Annotated in this window: 22 protein-coding genes and 1 other RNA gene; 4 read left to right on the forward strand and 19 right to left on the reverse strand. The window is 50.8% G+C overall.

Going from position 1 to position 23,915, the window contains the following annotated elements; genetic code table 11:
* A partial coding sequence (locus tag GNP95_RS26320) for a hypothetical protein (RefSeq protein ID WP_230873999.1) occupies positions 1–186 on the forward strand: 186 nt, incomplete at its 5' end.
* A 116-nt stretch (positions 187–302) separates the two neighbouring features.
* Here the strand turns inward: GNP95_RS26320 and GNP95_RS24735 are convergent.
* The 6 genes from GNP95_RS24735 to ffs form a co-directional block, all read right to left on the reverse strand.
* Positions 303–566 (reverse strand): pro-sigmaK processing inhibitor BofA family protein, encoded by a 264-nt coding sequence (locus tag GNP95_RS24735; RefSeq protein ID WP_155613522.1) that lies wholly within the window; start codon positions 564–566, stop codon positions 303–305.
* Positions 567–604: 38 nt separating this feature from the next.
* The gene (locus GNP95_RS24740) at positions 605–901 is read right to left on the reverse strand and encodes a DUF2508 family protein (protein ID WP_330163613.1); all 297 of its coding nucleotides are present in this window, start codon (positions 899–901) and stop codon (positions 605–607) included.
* Between the two features lie 143 nt (positions 902–1,044).
* Positions 1,045–1,644 carry a recombination mediator RecR gene (gene recR, locus GNP95_RS24745; protein ID WP_055105465.1) on the reverse strand — a complete coding sequence of 200 codons (600 nt, stop codon included), beginning with the start codon at positions 1,642–1,644 and terminating at the stop codon, positions 1,045–1,047.
* Positions 1,645–1,671: 27 nt separating this feature from the next.
* Entirely contained in the window at positions 1,672–1,983 is a 312-nt protein-coding gene (locus GNP95_RS24750; RefSeq protein WP_155613484.1) for a YbaB/EbfC family nucleoid-associated protein, read from the reverse strand.
* A 66-nt stretch (positions 1,984–2,049) separates the two neighbouring features.
* Complete coding sequence (dnaX, locus tag GNP95_RS24755) at positions 2,050–3,801, reverse strand: DNA polymerase III subunit gamma/tau (protein WP_155613485.1); 1,752 nt, start codon at positions 3,799–3,801, stop codon at positions 2,050–2,052.
* 234 nt (positions 3,802–4,035) lie between these two features.
* Positions 4,036–4,303, reverse strand: an RNA gene (gene ffs, locus GNP95_RS24760) — signal recognition particle sRNA large type.
* A 147-nt stretch (positions 4,304–4,450) separates the two neighbouring features.
* Here ffs and GNP95_RS24765 point away from each other — a divergent pair.
* On the forward strand, positions 4,451–5,713 hold the full coding sequence (locus GNP95_RS24765) for a stalk domain-containing protein (protein WP_155613486.1): 1,263 nt from the start codon (positions 4,451–4,453) through the stop codon (positions 5,711–5,713).
* A gap of 95 nt (positions 5,714–5,808) precedes the next feature.
* Here the strand turns inward: GNP95_RS24765 and rpmE are convergent, their stop codons facing one another.
* The 8 genes from rpmE to rpoE all read right to left on the reverse strand — a co-directional run bounded on the left by rpmE (position 5,809) and on the right by rpoE (position 14,442).
* Positions 5,809–6,006, reverse strand: coding sequence for a 50S ribosomal protein L31 (rpmE, locus tag GNP95_RS24770; RefSeq protein ID WP_155613487.1), 198 nt, complete (start codon positions 6,004–6,006; stop codon positions 5,809–5,811).
* Between the two features lie 108 nt (positions 6,007–6,114).
* Entirely contained in the window at positions 6,115–7,383 is a 1,269-nt protein-coding gene (locus GNP95_RS24775; RefSeq protein WP_155613488.1) for a radical SAM protein, read from the reverse strand.
* A 65-nt stretch (positions 7,384–7,448) separates the two neighbouring features.
* On the reverse strand, positions 7,449–8,786 hold the full coding sequence (gene rho / locus GNP95_RS24780; RefSeq protein ID WP_155613489.1) for a transcription termination factor Rho: 1,338 nt from the start codon (positions 8,784–8,786) through the stop codon (positions 7,449–7,451).
* A gap of 156 nt (positions 8,787–8,942) precedes the next feature.
* A complete protein-coding gene (locus tag GNP95_RS24785; RefSeq protein WP_155613490.1) occupies positions 8,943–10,196 on the reverse strand; it encodes a UDP-N-acetylglucosamine 1-carboxyvinyltransferase in 1,254 nt (417 codons plus the stop codon).
* A gap of 185 nt (positions 10,197–10,381) precedes the next feature.
* The gene (gene fba / locus GNP95_RS24790; protein ID WP_155613491.1) at positions 10,382–11,236 is read right to left on the reverse strand and encodes a class II fructose-1,6-bisphosphate aldolase; all 855 of its coding nucleotides are present in this window, start codon (positions 11,234–11,236) and stop codon (positions 10,382–10,384) included.
* A 254-nt stretch (positions 11,237–11,490) separates the two neighbouring features.
* Positions 11,491–11,868 (reverse strand): response regulator, encoded by a 378-nt coding sequence (locus GNP95_RS24795; protein ID WP_055105456.1) that lies wholly within the window; start codon positions 11,866–11,868, stop codon positions 11,491–11,493.
* A gap of 133 nt (positions 11,869–12,001) precedes the next feature.
* On the reverse strand, positions 12,002–13,603 hold the full coding sequence (locus GNP95_RS24800; protein WP_330163614.1) for a CTP synthase: 1,602 nt from the start codon (positions 13,601–13,603) through the stop codon (positions 12,002–12,004).
* A gap of 284 nt (positions 13,604–13,887) precedes the next feature.
* Positions 13,888–14,442, reverse strand: a complete 555-nt coding sequence (rpoE, locus tag GNP95_RS24805) for a DNA-directed RNA polymerase subunit delta (protein ID WP_330163615.1) — start codon at positions 14,440–14,442, stop codon at positions 13,888–13,890.
* A 481-nt stretch (positions 14,443–14,923) separates the two neighbouring features.
* Between rpoE and GNP95_RS24815 the strand changes: the two genes are divergently transcribed.
* The gene (locus GNP95_RS24815; protein ID WP_155613494.1) at positions 14,924–16,075 is read left to right on the forward strand and encodes a S8 family peptidase; all 1,152 of its coding nucleotides are present in this window, start codon (positions 14,924–14,926) and stop codon (positions 16,073–16,075) included.
* A 231-nt stretch (positions 16,076–16,306) separates the two neighbouring features.
* On the opposite strand, the gene argS is transcribed toward GNP95_RS24815, so the two are convergent.
* The 5 genes from argS to speE all read right to left on the reverse strand — a co-directional run bounded on the left by argS (position 16,307) and on the right by speE (position 21,552).
* Positions 16,307–17,986: an arginine--tRNA ligase gene (argS, locus tag GNP95_RS24820; RefSeq protein ID WP_155613495.1), complete on the reverse strand. Its 1,680-nt coding sequence runs from the start codon at positions 17,984–17,986 to the stop codon at positions 16,307–16,309.
* A 1-nt stretch (position 17,987) separates the two neighbouring features.
* Positions 17,988–18,443, reverse strand: a complete 456-nt coding sequence (locus tag GNP95_RS24825) for a YwiB family protein (RefSeq protein ID WP_230874000.1) — start codon at positions 18,441–18,443, stop codon at positions 17,988–17,990.
* A gap of 153 nt (positions 18,444–18,596) precedes the next feature.
* Positions 18,597–19,607: a hypothetical protein gene (locus tag GNP95_RS24830; protein WP_155613496.1), complete on the reverse strand. Its 1,011-nt coding sequence runs from the start codon at positions 19,605–19,607 to the stop codon at positions 18,597–18,599.
* Positions 19,608–19,840: 233 nt separating this feature from the next.
* Entirely contained in the window at positions 19,841–20,710 is an 870-nt protein-coding gene (gene speB / locus GNP95_RS24835) for an agmatinase (protein WP_155613497.1), read from the reverse strand.
* A 14-nt stretch (positions 20,711–20,724) separates the two neighbouring features.
* Positions 20,725–21,552 (reverse strand): polyamine aminopropyltransferase, encoded by an 828-nt coding sequence (gene speE, locus GNP95_RS24840; RefSeq protein WP_155613498.1) that lies wholly within the window; start codon positions 21,550–21,552, stop codon positions 20,725–20,727.
* Between the two features lie 280 nt (positions 21,553–21,832).
* On the opposite strand from speE, the gene GNP95_RS24845 reads away from it, so the two are divergent.
* Positions 21,833–23,887, forward strand: coding sequence for a transglycosylase domain-containing protein (locus GNP95_RS24845; RefSeq protein WP_155613499.1), 2,055 nt, complete (start codon positions 21,833–21,835; stop codon positions 23,885–23,887).
* The last annotated feature ends 28 nt before the right edge of the window (positions 23,888–23,915 follow it).

Raw genomic sequence — 23,915 nt, forward strand, 5'->3', positions numbered from 1 at the left:
CCATTAAAGTTTGACTTGCTCATTTTGAATCTGACGAGATCAGATTTGCATCTGACTCTATTATTTAGATTTCACTTCCGTGAAACCCGCTCACTCGTTGTTCAGTTTTCAAAGATCAACCTTGTTTTGCGTGTCACCGTTGTTTCAGCAGCGACCTTTATAATATATCATAGTCGCTCTTCTTAAGTCAATACTTTTTTAAAAAAAATATTTTGTTGACTGACCCCGACAAGCAAGGCCATTTGAAGAAGCGATTTATAATGTATCACAGAACTCAATTTAACGTCAACCACGAAATGTGATTATAACATTGTTAATTTAAGCCCAAGCAGCAAACCTACACCAGGCAGGCCAAGAATAAGCACCGTGCTGATCGTGACCGGATTCATCGGAATATATGTCTCCGTGAGCAGACCCGAGAAATTGACGATATATATTCCTAGTGCAGCCAAAACAACATGAAGGCCAAGGCGAGTGAGCCATGCCAATCCCAGCCTGCGCGAAAACACGATATAACCCAGCAGCAGCAATGACACGATAAGCACCAGAGACAGTATCATTTTCATCATTCGTCACCCCTCCTAGCAGAAACATATATCGCCTATTAGTCTCGAAGATAGAATCCGTCCTTTGAGTATGATCCAAATTGAAATGGCTCCCATACCACATTCGCCTGCTTTGCCGCTTTTAAGTGAACCTGATACCTTCTTTCAGCAGCTTCCAGCGTATATATAGCTATATCCACCTCGTCCGCCCCCACCGCCTCCTGAAGGGCACAATAAGCCTGCTCCCATTGTCGCCGGGCTTTCATTACCTCACGATACAATTGCTCCTTATATTCAAGCTCATTATCGTATTGTCTCATTTTCTTCCTGCTCAGCAGCCATTGCCTCAATTTCACGTTATATCCGCCCCCCCAAATCGGTATATTTCATGTGTATCGGGAAAGGGACAAACTTAGAACTACCTCGTACAAACGGGCCGTAAAAGTAAAAAGAAGCCCTGGTCATAAAACCAGAGCTTCCGAATCAACCTTCTTTAAAGTTATCTTAATTCACGCCGCCCCTCGAGCGCCTTGGATAAGGTTACTTCATCCGCATACTCCAAGTCGCCGCCGACCGGCAGCCCATGGGCAATCCGGGTAACCCGAATGTCGAACGGCTTCACTAGGCGAGAAATATACATCGCCGTAGCCTCTCCTTCAATGTTGGGGTTAGTCGCCAAAATCAGCTCTTTAACCCGCTCATCGCTAAGACGGTTAAGAAGCTCCTTTAGCCGAATGTCATCCGGACCAAGTCCTTCCATGGGTGAAATAGCACCTTGCAGTACATGATAGTAACCATCAAATTCTTTTGTCCGTTCCATGGCCACCAAATCCTTGGAGTCCTGGACTACGCAAATTACGGATGAATCCCGCGTCTTGTCCTGGCAAATCCGGCAAGGATCGGTATCCGTAATATTGCAGCATACTGAACAGTAGTGGAGATTCCGTTTGACGCTAACCAGTGCCTTGGCAAAATCAATCACATCGTCTTCCTTCATGTTCAGCACGTGAAACGCCAGCCTCGCGGCCGTCTTAGGCCCGATTCCCGGCAAATGAGTAAAAGCGTCGATCAGCTTGGCGATCGGTTCGGGATAATACAATGAGCGTGATCTCCTTCAGTCGTATAATTAGAACAGGCCTGGAATTTTCATTCCGCCTGTGAACTTACCCATGTCGTTGTTAGCCAGCTCATCCGCTTTGCCAAGCGCATCATTTACCGCAGTCAGCACCAAGTCCTGCAGCATTTCCACGTCGTCCGGATCTACAGCCTCCGGCTTGATATTGATGGACAGCACTTTCTTATGTCCGCTCACTTCAACGGTAACTACGCCGCCGCCAGCGCTTCCCTCGACGGTTTTGCTGCCGAGCTCCTCCTGGGCTTTCAGCATTTGCTCCTGCATTTTCTTCACTTGCTTCATCATTTGGTTCATATTGTTCATCTGTCCTACATCTCCTTCTTCTTAGTCATTTATATGTTAATCAGAATTGTACAAAAATCCAGCCTGTTACTCCTTCACAACAACGAGGTCGTCCCCAAACATGTTCAAAGCCTCGTCTACCCATGGCTCCTTGCCGCCGCCATCGTCCGAAGGCTCTAATTGAAACGGCTCCTCCTCTGATGTCTGTGACCCAGCGCCTTCAATACTGTCATTCCAGTCCTTGAGCATCATCGTTACTAGACGGTACGGTGAACCCATCACCCGCTCCATAACCATTTCAATGAGCTGCTTGTTCGCTGGCTTCTCTGTAGTTTCACGGTGAATATCGTTCTTGAATGCGACGAGGATGGCATCATCCAGCACGGAAACGGGCTCGCCGTTCACGAACCAGGCATGAATGGTAATCTTCTCTTCCTTAACCCCTTGGAGCACCTGATTCCATTTCCCCTGTACCGCCATGAATTCCGGGCTGCTTCGCTGAGCTAAATAGCGATCTATCCCTGCCGGGATCTTGGCCTTCGAGGCTACGCGAGGCGCTGTCGTCCGCGATGCCGGGCGATTCCCTCTGTTGTCCCCGTCTTGGCTTCCGCCACCCAGCCCCCCCTGCATTACGCGCTCAAGCTTCTTCTCCAGCTCCGCCACCTGCCGGCGAAGCTGCTGAATCTCAGATTGATCGGCAGGGGAGCTTGCAGCAACAGCAGAGACAGCCTGTACGTTAACCGCTTCTTCGCTTTGCGGAATGCTGCAGAGCTTCAAGAGAGCTACCTCAAACAGCGTCTGCGGCTGCAGCGCATATTTCATCTCGGTCTGATAATGGTTCAGCGTATCGATAATCCGGAACAACTGCGGGCGCGTAAACACTTCTGCCATCTCCTTGAATTCCTGGAGATCCAGCGCGCGCTCCGTCATTTTTTCCGCATTCGGCACCATTTTAATCATTAATAAATCGCGGAAGTAATACAGCAGATTCTCCATGCATTTATCAGCGCTTTTGCCTTCCTGCATAAGACCCTCAATCAACTGCAGCATACCGCCGACATCGCCTTCGATCAGCGTCTTCGCGATTTCCGCGAACTGCTTCGAAGGAATCCCGCCTGTCATATCCAGCGCCTGCTTGTAGGATACATGCCCATCTGAGAACGAAGCGATCTGATCCAGGATGCTCAGCGCATCCCGCATGCCACCATCCGACAACCGTGCAATATACTGGATAGCTTCATCCTCAGCCGTAATACCCTCCTGTTCACAAATCAGCTTTAGCCGCTCGCACTGCTCCTCCAGGGATACCCGGCGGAAGTCAAAGCGTTGACAGCGGGAAATTACCGTTGCTGGAAGCCGATGCGGCTCCGTTGTCGCCAGAATAAACATGACATGCGGCGGCGGTTCCTCCAGCGTCTTTAGCAGTGCATTAAACGCTTCCGTCGTCAGCATATGAACTTCATCAATAATATAAACCTTCTGCCGCACCTCGGTAGGGGCATATTTCACCTTTTCGCGCAAATCACGAATTTCCTCGACTCCCCTGTTGGAAGCGGCGTCAATCTCAAGTACATCCATAACAGCCCCCGCCGTAATCCGGCGGCAAGCGTCACATTCGTTGCACGGCTCGGAAGCCGGCCCCTTCTCGCAGTTCACGGCTTTGGCCAAAATTTTGGCCGCACTCGTCTTCCCCGTTCCCCGAGGCCCGCTAAACAAATAAGCATGCGACAGCCGCTGCTCCCGAATCGCGTTCTGCAGCGTGCGGATAATGTGCTGTTGTCCTACCATGTCCTGAAACGACTGCGGCCGCCAAGCACGGTACAGCGCAATATGCTCCATATGCGGCACCTTCTTTCTTCTTGAAACGATAATCGTCACTTTCCCATTATACTATACTCCAGGGACGAGAAAAACTTCTATCCGGACATGTCCCCGAGTAAAAGATTAACCCTTCACTCCCTTCAATACAAGCAGGAAGATTGCAGATGATTTCGGACGAAGGGATCCGGTAAATAAAAATAAAAAAACATCTCTGTCCCAAAGACAAAGATGTCGTTCTATAAACCTATGTAGCCGTGCACCTGTTATTGATCATTGCGATCCAAGCGGCACCTTTACGGCGCAACTCGAGACAGGCTTCCCCCCGGCACAAAAGTATGACTGCTTATGGCTGCTTCCTTCCGGACCTGACCAGGTTCACAGGTACTCATTGCGGAGGACCCGTCTGTCAACGTCTGCCGTAAAGACCGGACCTCACATCGGCAAGACCTCTAACAGGAATTCAACCTCGCTATAGCGGATTGCGAGTTACAGGGCACCGCTACCTCCCCATCTAGCACGGTGAAAATAAGTATAGCTCATACCTGTCCAAAATGCAACTGACGGTAAAAGTTGTCTATTTAAGATTATTCGTGAATACATGCCTTCTCTCTCAAAGTTTGATATATTTATAGAATAATATGGAACTTCATAGAGAGGATGTACCTTAATGAGAAGAATAGGCAAATTCGCCCTCGCCGCCTCAATATGGATTGGCACTCTTGGCGGAGTGACGTCGCTGCCGCAGCAAGCTCATGCCGACACCTCAATCCGCATCATGCTTGACGGATACCCCCTGCAATTTCCAGCCGAGCCTGTCATTAAAGAGGGAACTACTCTTGTACCGTTTCGCGCGATCTCAGAAGCGCTCGGCATTCAAGTAACTTGGGACGCAAACACAAAGAGCATCTCCGCCGTCAAAGGGAATGGTCCTAGTTCTGTTCGCGTACAGCTAACCCTAAACAGCAAGAAGTCGACTGTGAATGGATCCAGCGTAGATCTGGCGGTAGCGCCCCAGACTTCAGACGGGCATACCTTAATCCCGCTCAGCTTCTTCAGCCAGCAATTCGGCGCCCAAGTCAACTGGGATCAGAAGACGCGTACCGTCTCAATCTCCTCCCCGAAGCAGCGAATGTATACCATGGGCTTCTATGCCATCTCGTCCTTCTCCGACGCATCGGTCATACCAAGCCTGGACTCCGTCGCCTTCGGCTGGAGCCGGATTGACGAGAACGGTAAATTTACGCTAAGCGGAAAAGATTTCAAATGGCCCCAGCCTGCGGGAGACATCACCCCCGAGAGTTTGGTCAATGAAGCAGCCAAATCACGGACCCTTCCCTATTTAATGGTCTACTCGGGAGACGTTAGTGGCGAGTTAACCAAAATCATCGAGAATGCAGACGCCCGAAAACAGGCCATTACAGAAATGATCGCTGCCGCTAAAAACAATCAATTTCAAGGCATCCTGCTGGATTTCGAAGGGCTGGGACTTACCACAGACAAAGTGAAGACCCGCTCTTCCTTCACTGCCTTCGTTAAGGAGGTATCCTTGCAAGCCAAATCCGAGAATCTAAGGCTGGCTCTTGCGCTCCACCCGCTGAACTCCTCGTATCAAGGCTATGACTACAAAGCGCTAGGCCAAATTGCCGACGAAATCATCATCATGGCCTATGATTACCGCAGCAGCGGCGGAACAGGGCAGCCGGAGCCTGCCGATAAAGTGGATGAAGCGATTCGCCTTGCCCTGAAGGAGACGAAGAAGGACAAGCTGGTGCTTGGTCTGAACCTTAACAGCGAGAATACCCATTCAGTGAACACGCTGATCGGCTTAGCAAAGCGCTACAACCTCAAAGGCATAGCGATATGGAGACTCGGTTTAGTCAGCAGCGACGAATGGACACAAATGCAACAAAGTATCGAATTCAAAAAATAAATTCGGTAACGACAACAAATCCCCCGCCGGATGGCAGGGGATTTTCCATGTATTTCGCGATGCCGCAAACGCAGCATGTCTCTATCAAACGTAGATTAGATGCCGTATTTCTTCTTAAATTTATCAACACGTCCACCAGCATCCACGAATTTCTGTTTACCTGTGAAGAATGGATGGCAGTTGGAGCAAATCTCAACGCGCAGGTCTTGTTTCACAGAACCTGTCTCAAAGGTATTTCCGCAAGCGCAAGTTACCGTTGTCACGTGATATTTAGGTTGAATAGCTTCGTTCATGACTTCACCTTCTTTCCGCCCTGGGCCTCAAGCGTGCACAGAGTTATAATGACACATAACGTGATTATATCACGCCATGTTTTGTCGTGCAATTGGAATATATGAGGTTTACCCCCGTACTTTTACTCGTGCTAATTCAGCAGGGGGGACATGGGTATAAGAACCGATGACTACCTCCGGCAGCTCTTGCTGAAATATTTCAATCGCCTGCTTCATGCCGAATATATCCCCTTTTGCTGGAGGAATAAGCTGCAAATAGCTCTCCGGGTCAATATTAAGGTTGCGAAGCTGAATCAGGCGAAGCTTTGTACGACGGGCGAATTCAATCATCGCCTCGATCTCTTCCTCCCGATCCGTCACGCCCGGGAAAATCAAGTAGTTAATCGACGTATACACGCCCTGATCCGAGGCATAGCGGAGCGACTTCTCTACATTCGCCAAAGAATACCCGCGAGGCTTGTAATAAGCATTATAATGATCATCCAACGCACTAATTGTACTGACGCGCATCAAATCAAGCCCGGCATCGACAATGCCGCGGATATGGTCGCTCAGCCCCGCATTCGTATTGATATTGATATAACCCAAATCCGTCTGGCGCCGAACCTCACGGATCGCTTCGATGATCAGCTTGGCTTGCGTCGAAGGCTCTCCCTCGCAGCCTTGGCCGAAGCTGATAATCGATTCCGGGGTCTTCAAATGCTCCAGCATGATTTCAACGATTTCTTCGACGCGCGGGCGGAAGTTCATGCGCGTCTGCGGAGCGACGAACCCGCTGTCATCCGGCTGCTCCGAGATGCAGCCAAAGCAGCCCGCATTACAGGAGTACGACACGGGAACCGCACCCTCCCAGCGATTCAGGAACGTGTTCGAAGCAGTCAAACATTCATATCCCAAAGCACAATTCGAGAGATGCTCGTATAAGCGGTTCTCGGGATATTTTGTCCGCAGCGCCTTGACTTGATTCTTCAACTCCAGCGGATCGCAATTCAAAGGATTCCATTTCTCGGGATCATCAGATAAACGCGCCGTTACGTAAAATTGACCGTCCTTCCATACCACCGCAGAATATCCGAACAGCGGGAGCTTATATTCTTTATCCGTTTTTACATAACCGGGAAGACAGAGACGGGTAAATCCCTGTGGAAGCAGAGCCCCTACGGCCTGGACATCTCCAGGGACCGGCATCATTTCACCGGTGTCTGGATCCATCCCTACCGGCCTCGTCGAGGGAAGCCCTACCAGAGTCGCCCCTTCCGGCAGCGGAATGAGCTCATCCTCCAGAATTTCCACGATCATGTCCCCGCTGCGAGCCAGACCGTACATTGAGGGGTGATCATATACTTGCCCTTTGTTGTCTGCATATACTAAATACATGTCGTTCTCCTCTTTGCCTTTCGATTGCGGAATGCTTCAGCCATTCCATGGAGTCAGGCCTATTGTTAAGATGACGAACCCGATCCGGAGCCCGAAGGCGCAGCGGTACGGGTCGTACGGCGCGTGCTGCTTCCACTGCCAGACGAAGCTGAATTATTGCCAGCGGTATCGAAGGAAGCCAGAAACTCCGCGTTGGTTTTGCTGTCACGCAGCTTCTTCAAGAACCCCTCCACAAAGTCGTAGGAGTCGTTCATATTTTTACGAATGGACCAAATCGTATCAAGCTCTTCTTTCGTCAAGAGCACTTCTTCGCGTCTCGTTCCGGAACGGCGGATATCGATAGCCGGGAATATCCGGCGCTCTGCTAGCTTCCGGTCCAAGTGAAGCTCCATGTTTCCCGTCCCCTTGAACTCTTCGTAAATGATGTCATCCATGCGGGAGCCCGTGTCTACTAGAGCCGTTGCCAAAATAGTCAGGCTTCCGCCCTCCTCAACATTCCGCGCCGACCCAAAGAAACGCTTCGGACGATGGAAGGCCGCGGGATCGATCCCCCCACTCAGCGTACGGCCAGAAGGCGGAACGACCAGGTTATAGGCTCTGGCCAGACGAGTTATACTGTCTAGCAGAATAACAACATCCTTCTTATGCTCTACCAAACGAAGCGCACGCTGCAGCACAAGCTCAGCCACCTTGATATGGTTCTCAGGCAGCTCATCGAACGTGGAAGCGATCACTTCCCCCTTTACCGAACGCTGCATATCCGTAACTTCCTCCGGGCGTTCATCGATAAGTAACACAAATAGCTCAATCTCGGGATGATTAGTAGAAATGCTGTTGGCGATTTCCTTTAGCAACAGCGTCTTTCCTGCCTTGGGCGGTGCCACGATCAGACCGCGTTGTCCAAGTCCAACAGGGGCTAGAACATCCATAATGCGAGTGGATAAATGGTTAGGGGTTGTTTCAAGCACGAGCTTGCTTTGCGGATAAAGAGGTGTTAATGCCGGGAAGTGCAGACGCTCTGCTGCGATGGCCGGGTTCTCGCCATTAACGGCATTCACTTGCAATAGTCCGAAGTACCGTTCATTTTCTTTGGGAGCCCTGCATTTGCCGGACACCAGATCACCTGTCCTCAAATCAAACTTCCGGATCTGGGAGGCCGAGATATAAATATCCTCCGTGCTGGGCAAATAGTTGATCGGGCGGAGGAAGCCGTAGCCCTCGGGTAAGATCTCCAGGACGCCTTCCATGAACATCAGACCGCTCTGCTCCGCCTGAGCCCTCAGGATCGCAAAGATTAGTTCTTTCTTCTTAAGCTGGCCGTAATAAGGAATCTGATACTGCTTCGCCAGCTTGTACAGCTCGGTCAGTTTCATTTCTTCCAAGTCAGCGATTTGTAAATCCATATAGTATACCACCTATTCAATTTTTTCGTTATGCAGCAATGATTAATTGTCTATTACACTATGAAACCAGTATAAGTCTAAAAATCGGAAAATTGATAGACGCATTTTACTAATATTACCCGGTTCCAGCAAAAATATGCGACCGGCAGAGAACTTCTACTCTGCCTGACGCCACACATCGGCACCGAGTGCACGCAGGTTGGTCACAAGATGATCGTACCCGCGATCAATCAACTCGACGCCGGATACTTCTGTGACCCCTTCCTTGACGGTTAGACCCGCAATAACGAGCGCGGCCCCTGCCCTCAGGTCGGTCGCCTTAACTTTGGCTGCGTTCAGCTCGCCGCCCTCGATGATGGCCGAGCGCCCTTCCACGCGAATCTTCGCGCCCATCCGTACGAGCTCCGGGACATGCTTGAACCGGCTGCTATACACGAAGTCGCTTAATACACTGACCCCTTCCGCCTGTGTAAGCAGACTGGTCATCGGAGACTGCATATCCGTCGGAAAGCCCGGATAGACAAGGGCCTTCACGTCAACATGCTCGTACCGAGGCGCGCCAAGAACACGAATGGACTCGTCCATTTCTTCGACCGTAACGCCCATTTCGATTAACTTCGCCGTAAGCGCCTCAAGGTGCTTCGGAATAACCCCGTCGATGATCACATCGCCGCGGGTCGCGGCCGCAGCGATCATATAAGTACCCGCCTGAATCCGGTCAGGAATAATCGAGTGGCGGCAGCCGCTCATCTCCCTAACCCCTTCAATTCGGATCGTCTCGGTTCCCGCGCCCTTGATGCTGGCTCCCATCGAGTTCAGCAATGTGGCAACATCTATAATTTCAGGCTCTTTTGCCGCATTCTCAATAATCGTGGAGCCTTTGGCTCTCGCAGCCGCCAGCATAATGTTGATCGTCGCACCGACGCTGCACACATCCAGATATATTTTGGCGCCTCTCAGCTCTTTAGCCTGGAGATGGATGGATCCGTGCTCATTCGTAACCGTGGCTCCCAGCGCCTCAAACCCCTTAATATGCTGGTCGATGGGACGCGGTTCGAAGTTACAGCCCCCTGGCAGTCCAATCGTTGCCTCGCCAAATCTCCCCAGCATGGCGCCCATCATATAATAAGAGGCCCGCAGCTTCTTCACGGGGCCGTTAGGCATCGGAATAGGGCGAATCTGGCTCGGATCGATCTTGATTTTGCCGTCCGTCCAGGTTACCTTCGCTCCCAGCTCCTCCAATATTTCCGTATATACCGCCACATCGCTAAGATGCGGCAAATTATCCAGAGTTACTTCCGATTCCGCCAGGATGACGGCAGGAAGGAGCGCAATCGCGCTGTTCTTGGCTCCACTAATTTGAACGGTCCCCCTGAGCGGGCGTCCGCCATGAATCATTAACTTTTCCATAAGAAGAAAATCCCCCTGAAGCCGAAAATAGTTCCTCAATTCATTAGACATAAAACATCTTGCTCAATAGCACTCAACGATTCTTATCCATAATACCACTTATGTACTGAAATAGGAAAGACACCGCCCGAGGAGCGGTGTCTTTCTTATAATATGAATTGCAAACTGTGCCTGGAGTTATGGGCTTAGGCTTGATTGCTGGAACCGAACTCGCGCATTTTACCGATAACCGTTTGCTTGATAGCTTCGCGGCCAGGTTTAAGGAATACACGAGGATCGTAAGCTTCAGCCTTCTCGGCCAGAACTTCGCGAACCACTTTCGTGAAGGACATTTGGTTCTCTGTGTTCACGTTGATTTTGGAAGTACCGAGGGAAATAGCCTTCTTAATGTCATGCGTAGGAATTCCCGTACCGCCATGCAGAACTAGCGGGAGGCTAACCGCATTGCAGATCTCTTCCATTTCCTTGAAGCCAAGATTCGGTTCGCCTTTGTAAGGACCGTGTACGGAGCCAAGAGCCGGCGCAAGCGTATCGATGCCTGTCTCTTTCACGATACGTACGCAGTCATCCAGCTTCGCGTACATTACTTCGCCGATGACGTCGTCTTCTTGTCCGCCGACCATACCTACTTCGGCTTCAACGGATACGCCTTTAGCGTGCGCATATTCCACGACAGCTTTCGTCGTTTCGATATTTTTCTCAATTGGGCTGTGGGAATCGTCAATCATGACGGAGGTAAATCCGGCATCGATCGCTTCTTTACATTTGTCAATGCTCGAACCGTGGTCAAGATGAATCGCTACAGGAACTGTGATTTTCAAGTCTTCCATTAGGCCTTGCACCATTTTCACAACGGTGTTGAATCCGCCCATGTAACGAGCTGCACCTTCGGATACGCCAAGAATTACCGGAGATTTCTCTTCTTCGGCAGCTTCAAGAATTGCGTATGTCCACTCCAGGTTGTTGATGTTGTACTGACCCACTGCATACTTTCCTTTAAGAGCTTTGTTCAACATATCTGTCATACTTACTAATGGCATGGCTCCAATCCTCCTAGGACGTTTGTTTGTATTCATTTTGCCGACATTCACACGTAATTATTATAACACAACCCGACAAAAATACTATTCAAGCTTTTCCATCTATTTATGAAATTATGCCGCCAACCGATAGTTGATCCCCACCTAAAAACCTTACCCACATATGTAAAAAAAACTCCTTCAGGCGAAGGAAAACGAATTTCCCCTCGCTCGAAGGAGGCTGTCTTTACGACATATTTGATTGCTGCTTTCGCTTAAAGGACGGCGCCGCCCTTCAGCTCCATATTTACCGCCATTCTCATTTCATCAATGTCGAAAGGCTTCGTAAAATGCCTCAATGCGCCAAGCTCTGTCGCTTCCTTGATCATATCCAGCTCGCCATAAGCTGTCATCATGATAACCTTAATGGCCGGATTGACTTCCTTAATATGCTTCAATATCTCGAGTCCATCCATGCCGGGAATCTTCATGTCGAGAAGCACCAGGTCCGGTGAATCGCTGCGGACGATCTCCAAAGCCATCTTGCCATTAGCAGCCTGGAATGTCTTATAGCCCTCGCTGCTGAACACTTCCATTAATAAAATACGGATTCCGTTCTGATCATCGACAATTAACACTTTCTTCTCTTCCACTGAGACACCCTCCTACAAGTCTAGCCCTTGTAATTCTCATAAGGTATAATTCGCCTCGATTTAGGAAATCCCTTCTAATTTGGTAAAAAGATACTTAAAATCATTCGTGATTCCTAACAGGAAGAGAAAAGAATTAAGAATTATGCGCGATCGACGCCTTCACGAACTCGCGGAACAACGGCTGAGGCCGGTTCGGACGGGACGTGAATTCAGGATGGAATTGAACAGCCAGGAACCACGGATGGTCAGGAAGCTCGACGATTTCGACGAGACGGCCGTCTGGGGACGTTCCTGAAATGCGCAGGCCTGCCGCTTCCAGCTGTTCACGATAGTTGTTGTTGAACTCATAACGATGGCGATGCCGTTCATCCACCAGCTCTGTCTTGTAGCACTGCTCAGCCAAGGAGCCCGGCACTAGCTTACATGGGTACAAGCCGAGACGCATGGTTCCGCCCAGATCCTCGATATCCTTCTGCTCTGGCAGAAGATCGATCACCGGATGCGGCGTAGCCGGATTGATCTCCGAGCTGTTCGCGCCTTCCAGGCCAGCAAGCGCACGTGCAGTTTCAATGACAGCTACCTGCATGCCCAGGCAAATGCCGAAGAACGGAACTTTCTGCTCGCGGGCATAACGGATCGTCGTAATTTTGCCTTCGATCCCCCGGTCGCCAAATCCTCCAGGCACCAGAATGCCGCCGACGCCCTTGAGCTGCTCAGCTACATTATCTGCGGTAATTTCCTCCGCATTTACCCAGCGAACTTTCACTTCCGCATTGTTGTCAAAGCCGGCATGCGACAACGACTCTACAACGCTCAGGTACGCATCATGAAGAGCTACATATTTGCCGACGATTGCAATTTCAACCGTCTTCTCCAGTTTGTTGATCCGGTCAACCAGTTTTACCCACTCGCTCATATCTGGAGCCGGTGCATTCAGCTTCAAGTGATTGACGACAATCTCGTCTAGCCCTTCCCCTTGCAAGTTAAGAGGAATTTCATATAATGTATCCGCATCGCGGCACTCTACTACCGCATTGGCATCGATGTCGCAGAAGAGAGCGATCTTCGCCTTCATGTCTTCGGACAACTCATGCTCCGTGCGGCATACGATCACGTTCGGCTGAATGCCGATGCTGCGAAGCTCTTTGACGCTATGCTGGGTCGGCTTCGTTTTGACTTCGCCAGCAGCCTTGATATATGGGATAAGCGTGACGTGGATATACATGACATTGTCGCGGCCAACGTCGCTCTTGATCTGGCGGATCGCTTCCAGGAAAGGCAAGCTCTCGATATCGCCCACCGTTCCGCCAATCTCTGTAATAACCACGTCCGAGCCCGCCTCGCGGCCAGCCACGAATACACGCTCTTTAATTTCATTCGTAATGTGCGGGATGACTTGAACTGTTCCGCCGAGGTATTCTCCGCGGCGTTCCTTGCCGATGACGGAGGAATAGATTTTGCCCGTTGTTACGTTGCTGTTCTTGGACAGGTTAATGTCGATAAAGCGTTCGTAGTGACCAAGATCGAGGTCAGTCTCGGCCCCGTCATCCGTGACGAACACTTCCCCGTGCTGGTAAGGACTCATCGTACCCGGATCCACGTTAATGTAAGGATCGAATTTCTGGATCGTTACCTTTAAACCTCTATTTTTTAACAGCCTGCCGAGTGAAGCGGCCGTAATCCCTTTGCCTAGGGAAGATACAACCCCGCCTGTTACGAAAATATATTTTGCCACAGTCAAAAAACCTCCTACATAATAGTCCAGAAATTCAGGCGACTCAGATCATAGCGTAACCCATTAGCCCACGAATCATAGCTAAAATGGACATAAAAAAACAAAAAAGTGACACCCGAATAGGTCGGGGCACTTTTAAAATTTAGAACATATTTATAGGTTTGAATCATAAGCCCATGCAATAGTTTACCCGTTAGCATCTCCCCTGTCAAGTAAAGAAGAGAGCATTTCAAGAGGTTACAATTGTGGCAATTTCGTGCAAATTCAAAGGATGAAAATCAGGTTTATTTATCTTCGAATTCATCCTCGAATTCCTCATCTTCGGAATCCGAATCTTCGTCCTCTTCATCGAGTTCTTCATCATCGATCAGCGGCTCTTCATCGACTTCGTCGACGCTGTCATCGTCATCATCCGAGAACAGCTCGTCTTGATCGTCCTCTTCATCGATAGCATCGAAATCGTCGTCTTCCGTGAAATCGTCTTCCTCATCCGTGAAGTCCTCGTCTTCCAAATCGTCATCATCATCGTTAATGATGCGTGGACGCTTCGCATTCGCCACAGGATCCTCAGATTTCTCAATCGGATACCAGCGCTTCAAGCCCCACAGGTTCGTGCCTACGCAGGCAAATCGACCGTCAATGTTAATCTCCGTGTACAATTGAGCGATCGCTTCATTAATTTCTTCCTCCGACATATTGCGGACCTTCGCTACCTCGTTCATCAGGTCGCGGTAATAATACGGTGTATTTGCCGCTTTCAAAATCAAAAAGGCCAAGTCAACCATTGGAATTTCATGGACCTTCTCCGGGTCGATTTTCAAATTAAGTGGGGTACTCACCAGGCGGACACTTCCTCTCACGCAAAGTTCACTATACAGGTGCCGAAATCAAATTGGAACTTGATTCCTTCACTAACATATCCATATCACACCTAAGTAAAACCTATTTGGTATTAAGATGTCAAGTTTAATAGTGTGGTTAAAACGTGTCCAAATCGTGTATTGCCCTACGGCGCTAAATCCATTAGAAAAGACGGGAACAAATCGTTCGCCGTCTCTCGACTGTATCCGACCGAGAAAAAGGCGCGAGCCTTCTCTTCGGGTGGTCATGAAGACCATTAAGGCCTTCACTTCATCCTATGTCTATATTCTTCCTTTGGACACGGGACTTAAAGCCTTTTGCAGCATTTCTAACAATATTTTTATTATTGATAGCTCAGGCCTGTTTGCCCATTTCCTCGGAACAGGGCCACTTCCCCACTCCCGGTCAGCAGCTTCATCATAATATACTCCAACACGCTAACTCGGGAGGATATCATCTATGGATTACGCCAAATTACTGCGCTTTTTGAACGACTCCATCGACCCCTCCGGAAAAAGCGGGCGGCATATCGTCCGATTTCTGCAGCCAAGCCACTATTATGAGTTTATCCGTCAATGGTTCAAGTATCGGCACAAATATCCCGCCCTGCAGTCCATCCGTTCATCGCCGCTGCTGCAAGCCCTGTTTTGCCCTTTGCGTCTTCAGGAAGGCCAAATTGACTCCGAACCCGGGCTATATGTCGAAAGTGATTCCACCATCAGCGTTAATTCGCCAGCTTCCCGCACCAAAGAACGCGCCACCGAGATCCCTTGGGGTGTAAAGCGGATTGGAGCGCCTGAAGTGTGGTCTGTCTCAACAGGACATCGCATCCGTATAGCCGTCATCGATACGGGAGCGGATTACAGCCATCCCGATCTGCGTTATTCATTGGCACGCGGCATTCATTTGCTGAACCGTGCCAGTCTGCCTCATGACGATAACGGACACGGCACCCATATTGCGGGAACGATCGCCGCAGCCGGCGGCGCGCAGGGGATGATTGGCGTGGCTCCTCGTTCATTAATATATCCCGTCAAGGCATTTGATCATAACGGATCAGCGTACGTGTCAGATATTATCCTTGGAATTGACTGGTGCATCAGAAACCGTATGCACATTATCAACATGAGCTTCGGTATGAAGTCGACAAGCATATCCCTTAAAAATATTGTCAGGAAAGCCCATGAAGCGGGCGTCGTTATTGTCGCCTCCTCAGGAAACGACAAAAAACAGCGCACCGCGGATTATCCGGCAAAATATGCCCAGACCATTTCCGTCGGGGCTACGAACCGGGACGGGAAGGTCGCCTCTTTCAGCAATTACGGCCCTTATATCGACATTTACGCCCCAGGGGAAAAAATCACGTCCTCCTGGCTCGGTGGAGGACACCGCGAAATGAGCGGCACATCGATGGCGACGTCCCATGTCAGCGGCGCTATCGCTTTGCTGCTGGCGGCGCGTCCGAATCTTACACCGGACGAGATCAAGCAGCGTCTTCGCCGCACGGCGCGTCCGCTGGCTGGGTCGCTACCCCGGGGGCGGTCCAGGCAGGGCGAGGTCAGCGCAGTGCGCCTCCTACGAGGCAAAACATCGCGGCGCCGGCAGGGCTGACGCCAGCAAGATCCGGCAGGGCGGCCTGCAAGCTGCAGAGGAGTGCAGCCCTGCCGGACGCCGCACGGCGGAAAGCCGCCGCACAAAAAGCCGCCCTCTTCGCAGTCGCGAAGAAGACGGCTCCCGAGCCAGGCGGCTCGGCATGCGGGCAGCGCAGCAAGCGGCACTCCCGCCCATGCGCAGGCGCGACGACTCGCTGCTTGCCGCTGTTGCGGACAACCCTGGCCCGTGCTACATCCGTTCCGGCGCAGATACGCCGATCAGCTTCAGCACATTGGCCAGCACGGTACGCACGCCGCCAAGCAGCGCCAGCCGCGCAGCGGTCTGCTCCGCGTCCTCGGTAATGACGCGCTCCGCTTTGTAATAGCTGTGGAACAATGCCGCCAGCTCATACAAATAACGCACCAGGCGATGCGGCGCGAAGTTCTCGGCCGCTACGCCGATTTCTTCCGGCAGTTCGCCCATTTTGCGCAATAGATCGAACTCATGCTCAGCGGTCAGCTTGCTCAGCTTCACATCTTGGATGGCAGGAATCACGATGCCTTGCTCCTCCGCCTGACGGAAGATGCTGCAGATCCGCGCATGCGCGTACTGGACATAATAAACCGGGTTCTCATTGGATGTAGAAATAGCCAGATCCATGTCGAAATCCAAATGTGAATCCATGCTCCGCATTGTAAAGAAATAGCGAATCGCATCGACTCCGACCTCATCCATCAAATCGACCATCGTTACGGCTTTGCCTGTCCGTTTGGACATTTTCACCTTCTCGCCGTCCTGGAACAGGCTAACCATCTGAGCGATCAACACCGTCAGCTTGTCCGGATCGTTGCCAAGGGCCTGCATAGCCGCTTTCACCCGCGGAATGTAACCGTGGTGGTCGGCGCCCCAAATGTTAATCATCCGATCATAGCCGCGGTCGTATTTGTTGCGGTGATAAGCGATATCCGGCGTCAAATAAGTATAGGTTCCGTCGTTCTTCACGAGTACCCGGTCTTTATCATCCCCGTACTCCGTGGATTTAAGCCATGTCGCACCGTCCAGCTCATAAGTTTGTCCCTTGGTGCGCAGCTCCTCCAGCGACTTCTCCACCTGTCCATCCACGTACAGAGAGGTCTCGCTAAACCATACATCGAAGCCCACCCGGAAACGGCTCAGGTCGCGCTTGATCTTATCCAGCTCTTTCTCCAATCCGTACTTGCGGAGGAACTCCTCTCTTTCGTCCGGCGGAAGGGACAATAACGCATCTCCCTTCTCGGCAACCAATTCCTTTGCGAAGCCTTTGATATCTTCGCCATGGTATCCGTCCTCCGGCATTTCCACATCTTGGCCAAGCTCCTGCATATATCTCGCCTCGATGGATTTCACGAGGTTCGCGACCTGGTTGCCAGCATCATTGATATAATACTCTCGTGTAACCTCGTAACCGGCATAATCAAGCACGTTGCACAAGGCATCCCCCACTGCCGCCCCCCGTGCATGTCCTAAATGCAGGCTGCCTGTCGGATTGGCGCTGACGAACTCGACTTGTACCTTTTTCCCTTCCCCAAGCTTTACCCGGCCATACTTTTCGCCTTGCGCATAAATCTGCTCCAAGACAGGGTACAGATAGCTTTTGCTAAGGAAAAAGTTAATGAAGCCCGGACCAGCAATTTCCGCCCGTTCGACACCAGCTTGTTCATAATCGATGTTCTTCACGATTTCTTCCGCGATTTGGCGCGGATTTTTCTTAGCGATCCGTGTGAGCTGCATAGCAGCGTTCGTGGCGAGATCCCCGTGCGCTTTATCCTTCGGCACCTCCAATACGATAGCAGGCACCTCATCGCGATTTGCGAGTCCAGCAGCAACAACTGCGTTAAGAATCGCTTCCTTCACGGACTGATTGATTTGTTCCAAGGGATTAACTGTCATCTTAAACTTCCTCCTGTATATGTAAACTGATTACAAAGTGTCCGGTGATTTCTTCATGAACCCATAGGTCGTATTCCCAGGCTACCGACCCGCCGGACTCATCCAGACGAGAATCCAGCTTGCTTGTATCTGTAGATAAATTGAACCTCGTATAAGGTGACCTGTAGAACCCCGGCAGCCGCTTGCCCTGCTGGAACGTCTGCTCGGATTCCACCTCCCCGTGGCGCATGATTTTGAGCTCGTTCTGCGAAATTTTAATCGTGGCCCGCGTCGTACCGCCCGTTGGCCCTGGTTCAGGCTCGACATATCTGACGTACAGCGTGCTGCCCTTGCTTAATGTCTCGCCCTTGATACGCTGTTCTGAAGCCTCATCGCCTTGCTGGCTATTAATGACGATGACGGCTGGCTTCCAGTTCGGCACCCTATCATCTCCATCCATCAGCCTGTTCTTCAACATTTTCTTATTGTACTACTATATCCAGTTCAACGGTGCAATTCAATATTTTAGCTTCAGCAACGATCATTCAAAACTTGCGGGGAGTTCCCCGCCGCCGGTTCTACATGAAGAACACCGCTCTCACGAGCGGTGTCTCTAATTTAAAGGATTTAGTTAAAGCGGCTGGCTTAGAGCCATATATTTGACCTTGGAACCGTCGAAATGAAGATGGAACCGGAAATAATCCCCCGATTTATAACTCCATTTACTCGGCAGCTTCATCGGGTCTGCATGCAGTTTCTTGCCGACCTCTGCCGCCGTCAGCCCTACCTTCACTCCGCCGGGCGTCTCGTGAGAGCCGTCGCAGAAGATGATTTTGTTGTTAAGCACAAGAATTCCGTTACTAAACTTGCGAACCTCTTTGACTTCGCCTACGGCGTTATCGTAGTAAGGAATACTCCAGTCAGCGGTTTCGGTGTCCAGCCGTTCCTCCCATTCTGAATAGATTAAGCCGTCCACCGCGATCTGTTCCCTTTCAACCCCTTTGGGTTCCGACAATTCGGCTTGCTTCTCCGCTTCCAACCGGGCCCTTTCTTCAAAAGCATCAAACACCCCGAGCTCCGAATCGGGTTTCATCAGACCATGCATTAGCAGCAGCACCTGGTCATCGGCATAATATGCCTTCCCCGCGGATTCAAATGCGTTATTGTCCAAATTATAGGGTAATTCAATGATCCTCTGATCGCTAAGTGCAAATTGCAGAATAACCTGTCCTGCTGGGGAAGCCGTCTCTGTTGCCGCGGCCTGCATATCTGTAAAACGCAAAGATTGCAAGATCACGTACTGGCGTTCAAGCGGTAATTCCTTCTTCGTTCCCTTCCAAACCGCAAGGACGGATTTCACCTCTTCCTCCTGGAATGACAGGTGATCCAGCAAGTAAGGGGACAGTGCTTCTCCCTCTTGATCCTGATACTGAACCTGTTCCAGCGATATGTCAGATTGCTCTTCAAGGTCTGGCTTTACCGGCAGTTCCCCGTCAAGGGCAACACCCGCAGCGGAAGCATCCGTAACCTTCAACGCTTGATCCCGTTCCTGCAGCTTCACGATACCAATGATGAGAGCAGCAGCCAAGACGACCAAGCCGCCCGCCAACAAATAGCCCTTTAGATTGCTCTTTTTGTTCATCTTTCCTCCTTAACTGCCTGCCAGTTCATATGCTAAGTAAATATTTCAAATGCCATGTGATTAGACGCATAAATTGGGTAAAGGTTGCCATAATTTCTCACTAGACATGCAAAATAGTTCCAAGGGCATACACTGGGACAAACGCCGGTCAGAGCACAAAAATACCCTGCAGCCAGTTGCGCTGCAGGGTATTTCCAGCATTTGAATCTGAACAATAAATAAGCCATTTAAAACTACTTCACAAAGCCCAGCAGCATTTCGCGAATGAGCTTGGCAGCCACGATTTGCGTCTGCTCGGTCGGGTCATAGATCGGAGCAACCTCTACAAGATCGCAGCCGACGACGTTCACGTCGGATCTAGCAATCAAATGAACCGCTTCAAGCAGTTCCTTCGAGGTAATCCCCCCCGCTTCGGCCGTTCCTGTACCCGGGGCGCAGGACGGATCGAGCACGTCGATATCGATCGTTACATACACCGGACGCGAGCCCATTTTCGGAAGCTCGGTCTTCAGCGGCGCGGCTACCTCGAATGGATGGAAGTTAATATTCTGGCGTCCGTAAAGAAATTCTTCCTTCGATCCGGAACGGATTCCGAATTGATAAATGTTCTTGCCGCCCATCAATTCAGCCGCTTTGCGAATCGGCGTAGAGTGGGACAGCGGCTCGCCTTCATATTGATCACGAAGATCGGCGTGAGCATCAATATGAATTACAGCCAAATCAGGATACTTCTCATACATCGCTTGAATGACCGGCCAGCTGACCAAATGCTCTCCGCCTAGTCCGATCGGGAATTTCTCGTCTTTTAGCAAACCGCGAACATAGTCGCCAATCACGTCAAGACTGCGGGCCGCATTGCCGAAAGGCAGCAGCAAGTCCCCCGCATCGAAATAATCAGCGTCTAGAATGCTCTTATCCAAATACGGGCTGTATTCCTCCAGACCAACCGATGCCTGGCGAATGCGCGCAGGGCCAAACCGCGAGCCCGGACGATAGCTGACGGTATAATCCATCGGCATCCCGTAGATGACCGCTTTGGCATCCTCATACGACTCGGAACTGCAAATAAATACGTTGCCCGAATATGCCTGATCCAATTTCATTGCTGCACGCCCCCTTATTTCACGAGATCTTCTACGAATTTAGGCAGCACGAATGCAGCTTTGTGCAGACGCGGCGAGTAATATTTCGTATCGATCTCCGGAATTTGGGTCTCATCTACTTGAAGCGGATCATGGGTTTTGCTGCCCATCGTAAAGGTCCATAGACCGCTCGGATACGTAGGAATGTTAGCGCCGTATACCCGGACGATCGGGAAGATTTCCTTAACGTCCTTATTCACCTTTTGAATCAAATCCGCTTTGAACCATGGATTGTCGGTTTGAGCTACAAAAATGCCGTCATCTTTGAGCGCCTCGTAGATCCCTTGGTAGAAGCCGCGCTCGAACAATGGGGCTGCCGGACCTACAGGCTCCGTGGAGTCCACCATAATCACGTCGTATTTATTCTTGCTCTGAATAATATGCATATAGCCGTCATTTACTTGAACTTCAACGCGCGGGTTATCCAGCTCGCAAGCGATTTCCGGCAAATATTTTTTCGAATATTCAATGACCTTCCCGTCAATATCAACAAGTACAGCCTTCTCCACCTTAGGGTGCTTCATTATTTCGCGAATAACGCCACCGTCACCGCCACCGACAACAAGCACATGCTTCGGATCCGGGTGCGTAAACAACGCTGGATGAGCTACCATCTCATGGTATACAAATTCATCCTTCACCGTCGTCATGACCATATCGTCAAGCACTAGCATTCGTCCAAACTCTTCGGTATCAATGATCGCCAAATCCTGAAAATCCGTCTGCTCTCTCACCAATGTTTCCCGAATTTTTGCCGTAATGCCAAAGACGGGCGTCTGTTTCTCCGTAAACCACAATTCCATCGTATAACCCTTCTTTCCCGTTAGAATAGTGTTTAGCCGTCATATTAACCCTTACCGGAGGCCGGGGGCTGTCCAGATTCACTTCTCGCAAAGTTTCTCTTCCTATTGTACCAAACAAATTTGATTATATTAAAACAAGGTGAAAATGCAACTGTTTCTGGAAATCCGTAAAATCGATCTTCCCCATGCCTCCGCCATGAATATCTCCCCCAAACTTTCCCATACTGAACAGTAGCCGCATCAAGAGCGGAAAATCGAAGGTTGGAGGCGATTGAGAGCTATGCAAAGACTTGTCCGCAGCAGCAGACGGGGCTCGCACCGCAGAAGATTCCTTATATTCAAATGTTTCCTGGCCTGTGGCGTTACCATGCTGATCGCCTCCGGAGCGCTTATCTTCTATTTATATCAAGCGGATCTGCCGCTAGCATACTCCGACCGGCATTCACAGCTCCTCAGCCGCCAGGGCGAGGCTATCGCTGTCTTTTCCAGCTCCGACCGGAGCCGTTCCAACGTTGCGCTAAATCATATTTCACCATACCTCATTCAAGCGACGCTCGCTGTAGAAGACCGGCAGTTCTATAATCATTTCGGCTTTGATCTTAAAGGGATGGCCCGGGCCGTTCTCGTCAATCTCAAGGAGATGAACAGAGTGCAGGGAGCAAGCACGTTGACGCAGCAGCTCGCGCGAAACCTGTATTTATCGCACGAGCGTACATGGTCGCGGAAGCTGAAGGAAGCGATGTACACTGCACAGCTGGAAATGAAGCTGGGTAAGGATGAAATCCTGCAAATGTATCTTAACGAAATTTACTACGGCCACGGTGCTTATGGCATCGAGGCGGCAGCCCAAATGTTTTTCGGCAAATCCGCGGAACAGCTCAGCCTGGCCGAAAGCGCCATGCTGGCCGGTGTGCCGAAGGGGCCTACTTATTACTCCCCTTTCAATCAGATGAAGAATGCAAAGGACCGCCAGCGTCTCATCTTAAATGCCATGGTGGAAACGGGAAACATCACCGAACTTCAGGCGGAAAAAGCCTATGAGGAAATCCTCCAGTTCCAATCTCCGAAGCTGCGGACGACTGGAGATCAGGCCCCATATTTTCGCGACTACGTCCGAAATGTGATCATCAACGAGCTCGGATTCGATGAGAGCCTGCTGGAAAACGGCGGACTCAAAATATACACCACCTTGGATATGGATGCGCAAAAGGCGGCCGAGCTTGCCGTGACAAGCGAACTGAAGGACTCGCCCGATCTGGAGGCAGCCCTGATCTCCATCGACCCGCGCACCGGCCATATCAAAGCGCTCGTTGGCGGCGTGAACTATGTACGGAGCCAGTACAACCATGTCTTCGCAACGGCCCGTCAACCTGGCTCAACCTTCAAGCCGATTATGTACTTGTCCGCCCTGTCTTCCCGCAAGATGACAAGTGCCAGCAAATTCTCCAGCCAGCCGACCTTGTTTCATTATGATAACAACCGGAAAACGTACAGCCCCAAAAACTTCGGCGACAAATACTTGGGAGAAATCGATATGCGCCAGGCCATTGCCGCCTCGGACAATATTTATGCGGTCAATACAATCCTGACGGTTGGTGCCGATCAGGTCATTGAGTTAGGCCGGAAGATGGGGATTACCAGCCCGCTGAATGCGGTGCCTTCCCTGGCGCTGGGTACGTCGCCGGTCAGTCCGTTTGAGATGGCTACGGCGTTTGGGGTAATCAGTAACCAAGGCAAACAGGTCAAACCGGTTGCCGTACTGAAAATTACCGACGATGAGGGCCACATATTATATGAAGCTCCCTCCGCTGCCCCCGAGCAAGTCGTCGAGCCTGCCGCAGCTTACGTGCTGACCCATTTGCTGGAGAGCGTATTCGAAGCCGGAGGAACCGGAAACCGGGTGTCGGCGGACATCAAGCGTCCGGTTGCCGGCAAGACAGGCACGACAAGCACCGATGCCTGGCTGGTGGGATTCACGCCAGAGCTGTCTACGGCCGTCTGGGTTGGATATGACAAGGGGAAAATGCTAGGTACGGCTGAATCACGCAAGGCGGCCCCTATATTCGCCAAATATACCGAGAAGGCCCTGGAAAAAGTACCGCCAAAAATTTTTCCGATTCCCGACGGGGTTGTCAGCGTATATCTTGATCCCGCGACAGGCAAGCTTGCGACGGAGGATTGCCCCAGCAAAAAGCTGGAGGTATTTATTGAGGGCACAGAACCGACAGAGACGTGTGATGTTCACGGGGATAAAGAGCCTGAACCGCTGCCCGTCGAAGAAAAAACTCAGAGCCGCTCCTGGTGGAGCGATCTAAAGCGCTGGTGGATGGACTAGGCGCAAAGCATGCTGTAACATGTGAGAT

The organism is Paenibacillus woosongensis (genome assembly GCF_009725165.1).
Taxonomy (GTDB): Bacteria; Bacillota; Bacilli; order Paenibacillales; family Paenibacillaceae; genus Fontibacillus; species Fontibacillus woosongensis.

Excerpts from the sequence above, each read along its gene's own strand:
- GNP95_RS24775 (WP_155613488.1), bottom strand. The coding sequence starts at position 7,383 with ATGTATTTAGTATATGCAGACAACAAAGGGCAAGTATATGATCACCCC.
- GNP95_RS24830 (WP_155613496.1), bottom strand. The coding sequence starts at position 19,607 with ATGAACAAAAAGAGCAATCTAAAGGGCTATTTGTTGGCGGGCGGCTTG.
- fba (WP_155613491.1), bottom strand. The coding sequence starts at position 11,236 with ATGCCATTAGTAAGTATGACAGATATGTTGAACAAAGCTCTTAAAGGA.
- GNP95_RS24765 (WP_155613486.1), top strand. The coding sequence starts at position 4,451 with ATGAGAAGAATAGGCAAATTCGCCCTCGCCGCCTCAATATGGATTGGC.
- rho (WP_155613489.1), bottom strand. The coding sequence starts at position 8,786 with ATGGATTTACAAATCGCTGACTTGGAAGAAATGAAACTGACCGAGCTG.
- GNP95_RS24750 (WP_155613484.1), bottom strand. The coding sequence starts at position 1,983 with ATGAACAATATGAACCAAATGATGAAGCAAGTGAAGAAAATGCAGGAG.
- speB (WP_155613497.1), bottom strand. The coding sequence starts at position 20,710 with ATGAAATTGGATCAGGCATATTCGGGCAACGTATTTATTTGCAGTTCC.
- argS (WP_155613495.1), bottom strand. The coding sequence starts at position 17,986 with ATGACAGTTAATCCCTTGGAACAAATCAATCAGTCCGTGAAGGAAGCG.
- GNP95_RS24845 (WP_155613499.1), top strand. The coding sequence starts at position 21,833 with ATGCAAAGACTTGTCCGCAGCAGCAGACGGGGCTCGCACCGCAGAAGA.
- rpmE (WP_155613487.1), bottom strand. The coding sequence starts at position 6,006 with ATGAACGAAGCTATTCAACCTAAATATCACGTGACAACGGTAACTTGC.
- GNP95_RS24815 (WP_155613494.1), top strand. The coding sequence starts at position 14,924 with ATGGATTACGCCAAATTACTGCGCTTTTTGAACGACTCCATCGACCCC.
- dnaX (WP_155613485.1), bottom strand. The coding sequence starts at position 3,801 with ATGGAGCATATTGCGCTGTACCGTGCTTGGCGGCCGCAGTCGTTTCAG.
- speE (WP_155613498.1), bottom strand. The coding sequence starts at position 21,552 with ATGGAATTGTGGTTTACGGAGAAACAGACGCCCGTCTTTGGCATTACG.
- GNP95_RS24735 (WP_155613522.1), bottom strand. The coding sequence starts at position 566 with ATGAAAATGATACTGTCTCTGGTGCTTATCGTGTCATTGCTGCTGCTG.
- GNP95_RS24825 (WP_230874000.1), bottom strand. The coding sequence starts at position 18,443 with ATGTTGAAGAACAGGCTGATGGATGGAGATGATAGGGTGCCGAACTGG.
- GNP95_RS24785 (WP_155613490.1), bottom strand. The coding sequence starts at position 10,196 with ATGGAAAAGTTAATGATTCATGGCGGACGCCCGCTCAGGGGGACCGTT.